This window comes from Streptomyces nanhaiensis, assembly GCF_046614825.1.
In the GTDB taxonomy this organism is placed as follows: domain Bacteria; phylum Actinomycetota; class Actinomycetes; order Streptomycetales; family Streptomycetaceae; genus Streptomyces; species Streptomyces radiopugnans.
This window is the reverse complement of record NZ_JBKJFM010000234.1, coordinates 1-5,910: the sequence shown is the minus strand read 5'-3', so window position 1 is coordinate 5,910 and position 5,910 is coordinate 1. Positions and strand designations below refer to the sequence as shown.

Genomic DNA, 5,910 nt, shown 5'->3' with positions numbered 1-5,910 from the left:
GGCGGCGTCGGCCGGTTCCCCGCCCCCGCCGAGGGCCGCCCCCGCCCCGGTGGCGACCGCGGCGGCCCCGGCGGCGGCGAGCAGGGTGCGGCGGTCCAGGACACGGCGGTCGGGGGTGCTTCGAGGGGTGGTGCGGCGGGCGGGCTGGCTGCTGCGGGACATGGGCGTCTCTCCCCGGATGCGAACGCGGCGCCTTGGGACGGGGCGTTCCCCCGCCCACCGGGATCGTCGGCAGCCGCGGTGACCCGCGTTCCAACGGCGCGCGAACGTCCGGCACCGAACAGTGCTCATGGATCACCGGGGGCCGCGTCCGCCATGTCCCGCTCGTCGTGCGTTCACCGGGGAGGCCGGGAGTTCACCCCCCGGCCTCCCCGTCGTCTCCCCGCCTCACGTCCTCCGGCTCACCCCTCCGGGGCCGCATCCGGCCGCGAGCCGCCCTGCGCGGCCGCGAACGCGGCCAGTGCCTCGGCGGCGTACGCCTCGGCGGCCGCCTTGGTGAGGCCCAGGCCGCTCAGCGGGCCGTCGCCGTCCTCCAGTTCCAGCAGCGCCAGCAGGACGTGCTCGGTGCCGACGTGGTTGTGGCCCAGCCGCAGCGCCTCGCGGAAGGTGAGCTCCAGCGCCTTCTTCGCCCCCGCGTCGAACGGGACGAGTTCGGGCGCGTCGCCGGCCGCGGGCGGGAGCGCCGCGGTGAGGGCCTCACGGGCCGCCTCCGCCGTCACGCCCTGCGCGGCGACCGCCTTCGCGGCGAGCCCGTCCGGCTCGCCGAGCAGGCCCAGGGCCAGGTGCTCGGGCCGGATCTCGGCGTGGCCCGCCGCCCGGGCCTCGTTCTGCGCCGCCACCACGGCGTTCCTGGCGCGGGGGGTGAACCGGCCGAACCCCTGGGCGGGGTCCAGGTCCGGTGCGGAGCCCTTGGGGACGAAGCGCTTCTGGGCGGCCTGCTTGGTGATGCCCATGCTCCGTCCGATGTCGGTCCAGGAGGCACCCGAGCGCCTGGCCTGGTCCACGAAGTGGCCGATCAGGTGGTCGGCCACCTCGCCGAGGTGCTCCGCGGTGAGGACGGCGGTGGACAGCTGCCGCAGGACGTCGGACTCGGTCTGCTTGATGCCCTCGATCAGGTCGTCGAGGCGGACGGCGCCCGTGAGGGGTGTCGGATTCTCCATGCGTCAACCTTAGGTTGACGACGCCAAGCCGTCAACCTGAAGTTGACGGCCCTCGGCCGACCGCCTCCACGGGTCCGCGCACCTCGAACTGGAAGCAGCCGTACTCCACCGCCCGGACATGGACCAGCGCCGTCTCCGGATCGGCGAACGCCTCGTCCGGCGCGGCGTCGAGGACGGCGGTGGCGTCCGTCCCCGGATCCCCGGGCGGCTCGACCAGCAGTCCCCCGGCGATACGCCCGCGGGCGTCGTAGCGGCGCAGGACCCGCCGTACCCCCGGCCGCGCGAACGGGTGGCCCAGCGCTTCCCGGGGGCCGGGCCCGCCGCACTCCGCGGCGTGGACGAACACGGGGCCCTGCTCGTCGTACGCCCCCGGATCCGTCCCCGTGCGGGCCGCCCACCGCCGCAGCGGGGCGCCGCCCTCGCCGTCGGCGAACGGCAGGGCCGGGCGCCCGGCGTCGTCCCCCGCGCGCAGCCGCTCCAGTACGGGCGGGGGTGTGGGGAGGGGGCTGTGGCGGGGTGGCCGGGCAGGGGCGCCGAGGGGGTGCCGTAGGTCGTCATGCCCCCACCGTCGCTCGGCATCACCGCAGATACCGGCGGGAAACGGCCATCACGTCCCCCGGGACGGGCGTGCGAGGATGGCCGGAAACCCGAGGATCCGGACACACGAAGGAGATGACGCAGGTGCCTGGTACGAACCTCACGCGCGAAGAGGCGCGGGAGCGGGCCCGTCTGCTCGAGGTGGACTCGTACGAGATCGAGCTCGACCTCTCCGGCGCGCAGGAGGGAGGAACCTTCCGCTCGGCCACCACGGTGAGGTTCGACGCGCGCGAGGCCCGGGAGAGCTTCATCGACCTGGTGGCCCCGGCCGTGCACGAGATCGTCCTCAACGGCGAGTCCCTCGACCCCGCCGAGGCCTTCGCCGACTCGCGCATCGCCCTGCCCGGCCTGGCCGCCGGACGCAACGAGCTGCGCGTGGTCGCCGACTGCGCGTACACCAACACCGGCGAGGGCCTGCACCGCTTCGTCGACCCCGTCGACCAGCAGGCCTACCTCTACACGCAGTTCGAGGTGCCCGACGCCCGCCGGGTCTTCGCCTGCTTCGAGCAGCCCGACCTGAAGGCGTCCTTCGCCTTCACCGTCACCGCCCCCGAGGGCTGGACGGTGATCTCCAACTCGCCCACCCCGAAGGCCGAGGGGCCGCGCGGCAGCACCTGGCGCTTCGAGCCCACCCCGCGCATCTCCTCCTACATCACCGCGCTGATCGCCGGCCCGTACCACTCGGTGCACAGCAGCTGGGAGGACGGCAACGGCCGCAGCGTCCCGCTGGGCGTCTACTGCCGCCCCTCACTGGCCGAGCACCTGGACGCGGACGCGATCTTCGAGGTCACCCGGCAGGGATTCGACTGGTTCGAGGAGAAGTTCGACCACCCCTACCCCTTCGCCAAGTACGACCAGCTCTTCGTCCCCGAGTTCAACGCGGGCGCGATGGAGAACGCGGGCGCCGTCACCATCCGCGACCAGTACGTCTTCCGCTCCAAGGTGACCGACGCCGCCTACGAGGTGCGGGCCGAGACGATCCTGCACGAGCTGGCCCACATGTGGTTCGGCGACCTGGTCACCATGGAGTGGTGGAACGACCTGTGGCTGAACGAGTCGTTCGCCACCTACACCTCCATCGCCTGCCAGGCCGCCGCACCCGGCAGCCGCTGGCCGCACGCGTGGACGACCTTCGCCAACTCCATGAAGACCTGGGCCTACCGCCAGGACCAGCTCCCCTCCACGCACCCGATCATGGCCGAGATCCGCGACCTGGACGACGTCCTGGTCAACTTCGACGGCATCACCTACGCCAAGGGCGCCTCCGTCCTCAAGCAGCTGGTGGCCTACGTCGGCGAGGACGCCTTCTTCCGCGGCGTGCAGACGTACTTCAAGCGGCACGCCTGGGGCAACACCCGCCTGACCGACCTGCTCACCGCCCTGGAGGAGACCTCCGGCCGCGATCTGAAGACCTGGTCGAAGGCGTGGCTGGAGACGGCCGGCATCAACATCCTGCGCCCGGAGATCGAGGTGGACGCGGACGGCGTCATCACCTCCTTCGCCGTGCGCCAGGAGGCCCCGGCCCTGCCCGCGGGCGCCAAGGGCGAGCCGCTGCTGCGCCCGCACCGCATCGCCGTCGGCTCCTACGAGCTGGAGGACGGGAAGCTGGTGCGCACCGGCCGGATCGAGCTGGACGTGGACGGCGAGCGCACCGAGGTGCCCGAACTGGCCGGCACCCGCCGCCCGGCGGTGGTCCTGCTCAACGACGACGACCTGTCCTACGCCAAGGTCCGCCTCGACGAGGCGTCCCTGGCCACCGTCACCGGCCACCTCGGCGACTTCACCGAGTCGCTGCCGCGCGCCCTGTGCTGGGCCTCGGCCTGGGACATGACCCGCGACGGCGAGATGGCCGCCCGCGACTACCTGGAGCTGGTGCTCTCCGGCATCGGCAAGGAGTCCGACATCGGCGTCGTCCAGTCCCTCCAGCGGCAGGTCAAGCTGGCCCTGGACCTGTACGCCGCCCCGGGCTGGCGCGAGAGCGGCCTGCTGCGCTGGTCCGAGGCCGCGCTGGAGCGGCTGCGCACGGCCGAGCCCGGCGGCGACCACCAGCTCGCCTGGGCACGGGCGCTGGCCGCCACCGCCCGCACCGACGAGCAGCTCGGCCTGATCGCCGGACTGCTGGACGGCAGCGAGGAGATCGAGGGCCTGACGGTGGACACCGAGCTGCGCTGGGCCCTGCTCCACCGCCTCGCGGCCACCGGGCGCGCGGACGCCGACGCCATCGAGGCCGAGCTGGAGCGCGACCGCACCTCGGCCGGCGAGCGGCACGCGGCGGCGGCGCGGGCGGCCCGGCCGACGCAGGAGGCCAAGGCGGAGGCGTGGGCCTCGGTCGTGGAGTCCGACAAGCTGCCCAACGCCATGCAGGAGTCGGTCATCGGCGGCTTCGTCCAGACCGACCAGCGCGAACTGCTCGCCCCGTACACCGCGAAGTACTTCGACGCGCTCAAGGACGTGTGGGAGTCGCGCAGCCACGAGATGGCCCAGCAGATCGCGGTCGGCCTCTACCCGGCCCTCCAGGTCTCCGAGGAGACGCTGCGTGCCACGGACGCCTGGCTGGAGTCGGCCGGGCCCAGCGCGGCCCTGCGCCGCCTGGTGACCGAGTCGCGCGCCGGGATCGAGCGCGCCCTGAAGGCGCAGGCGGCGGACGCGGCGGCGGCCGCCTGACGCTCCGGGAGCCCCGGAAGGGGGGCGGCGCCCGCGCTCCAGGCGCGGGCGCCGCCCCCCTTCGGTGCTTTTCCCGGGTGCGCGGACTTCTCAGCCGGACGGGACGCCCCTCGGTACGGCCGCATCCCCGGACGCGTTCCCGTCGTCCCGGCCGTCCGCGCCGTCCATGCGGTCGTCGCCGCTCTTCCCGTCCCCGTCTCCGTCCCGGGAGCGGGTGGCCGCCAGGGACCAGCCGATCGAGACGGCGATGGTGGCGGCGATGACCCCGAGGGTGACGGGGATGGGGAGCTTGCCGACGGGGGTCTCGGACAGGATCAGCTTGACGCCGGCGAAGACGAGCAGGAACGCCAGCCCGTAGTGGAGGTAGGTGAAGCGCCGCAGCAGCCCGGACAGGCAGAAGTACAGGCTGCGCAGGCCGAGTACGGCGAAGGCGTTGGCCGTCCACACCAGGAAGGTGTCGGTGGTGATGGCCAGGACGGCGGCGACCGAGTCGATGGCGAAGATCAGGTCGGTGGCCTCGATCGCGATGAGGGCGACGAACAGCAGGGTGGCCACCCGGCGCCCGTCGATCCGGACGAAGAAGCGGTCCCCGTGGTACCGGGAGTCGGTCGGGACGACCTTCTTCACCAGCCGTACGAGCGGGTTGCGGTCGGGGTGCACCTCCTCGTCGTGCGAGAAGGCCATCTTCCAGCCGGTCCAGATCAGGAACGCGCCGAAGAGGTAGGCGGTCCAGAAGAAGACCTGGAGCAGTTCGGCCCCGACGAAGATGAACACCAGCCGGGCGGCGAGCGCGCCGATCACGCCCCAGAAGAGGATCTTGTGCTGGTAGGCGTCGGGAACGGCGAAGAACGAGAAGACCAGGGCGAAGACGAAGACGTTGTCGATCGAGAGGGCCTTCTCGATCAGGTAGCCCGCGTAGTAGGTGCCGGCGGTGTCGCCGCCCTGCCAGGCCCACAGCACGAGGCCGAAGCCCAGGCCGGCGGCGATCCACACCGCGCTCCAGGCCGCCGCCTCGCGAAAGCCGATCACATGGTTGTCGCGGTGGGCGAGCAGGTCGACGGCGAGCATCGCGGCGATGCCGAGGGCCAGGGCGGCCCACACCCACAACGGGACGGCCAGGGACGGATCGTTCAACGGGATCGGGTTCCTTCCGTCGTCTGCGGGTCCGGCCGGTCCGGCGGGCCGGACGCGGTGCCGCGCAGGGGGGTCCAGGGCACGGGGCCCGCCGTGTGCACCGGCGGGCCGCCGTGGAGGGCGGCGGCCTCCCGCAGCGCGCCGGCGTCGACACCGGCGGGGCCCGTACGGGCGGCGACCACCGCGTCGCAGCGGGTCCGGCGGGGCAGGGCGGCGCGGGCCGGCAGGTGGTCGGTGGCCGCCCTCAGTTCGGCGTCGGCGACGCCCGGAAGGCCGGCGGGCACACCGCAGCCCAGCACCTCCACCGCCCCGGTGGCCAGCACGGCGTCGATGCGCTTGCGCGGCTCGGCCGCGG

General features: G+C 73.6%; 4 protein-coding genes and 1 pseudogene. 1 reads left to right on the top strand and 4 read right to left on the bottom strand.

The window, feature by feature from the left end; genetic code table 11:
• Positions 1 to 401 precede the first annotated feature (401 nt).
• Both ACLIYP_RS28770 and ACLIYP_RS28765 read right to left on the bottom strand, forming a co-directional pair.
• Positions 402 to 1,160 carry a Clp protease N-terminal domain-containing protein gene (locus ACLIYP_RS28770; protein WP_412716023.1) on the bottom strand — a complete coding sequence of 253 codons (759 nt, stop codon included), beginning with the start codon at positions 1,158 to 1,160 and terminating at the stop codon, positions 402 to 404.
• A gap of 31 nt (positions 1,161 to 1,191) precedes the next feature.
• Complete coding sequence (locus ACLIYP_RS28765) at positions 1,192 to 1,641, bottom strand: DUF1203 domain-containing protein (RefSeq protein WP_412716024.1); 450 nt, start codon at positions 1,639 to 1,641, stop codon at positions 1,192 to 1,194.
• Between the two features lie 200 nt (positions 1,642 to 1,841).
• On the opposite strand from ACLIYP_RS28765, the gene pepN reads away from it, so the two are divergent.
• The gene (pepN, locus tag ACLIYP_RS28760; protein ID WP_412716022.1) at positions 1,842 to 4,421 is read left to right on the top strand and encodes an aminopeptidase N; all 2,580 of its coding nucleotides are present in this window, start codon (positions 1,842 to 1,844) and stop codon (positions 4,419 to 4,421) included.
• A 90-nt stretch (positions 4,422 to 4,511) separates the two neighbouring features.
• On the opposite strand, the gene ACLIYP_RS28755 is transcribed toward pepN, so the two are convergent.
• The gene (locus ACLIYP_RS28755) at positions 4,512 to 5,555 is read right to left on the bottom strand and encodes a TerC family protein (protein ID WP_412716021.1); all 1,044 of its coding nucleotides are present in this window, start codon (positions 5,553 to 5,555) and stop codon (positions 4,512 to 4,514) included.
• Positions 5,552 to 5,910: pseudogene (locus ACLIYP_RS28750) on the bottom strand (hypothetical protein); the annotation flags it as partial. The pseudogene ACLIYP_RS28750 and the gene ACLIYP_RS28755, both read right to left, overlap by 4 nt.

What these genes read in the sequence shown, in the direction of transcription:
- ACLIYP_RS28770 (WP_412716023.1), bottom strand. Translation starts at nt 1,160, where the DNA reads ATGGAGAATCCGACACCCCTCACGGGCGCCGTCCGCCTCGACGACCTG.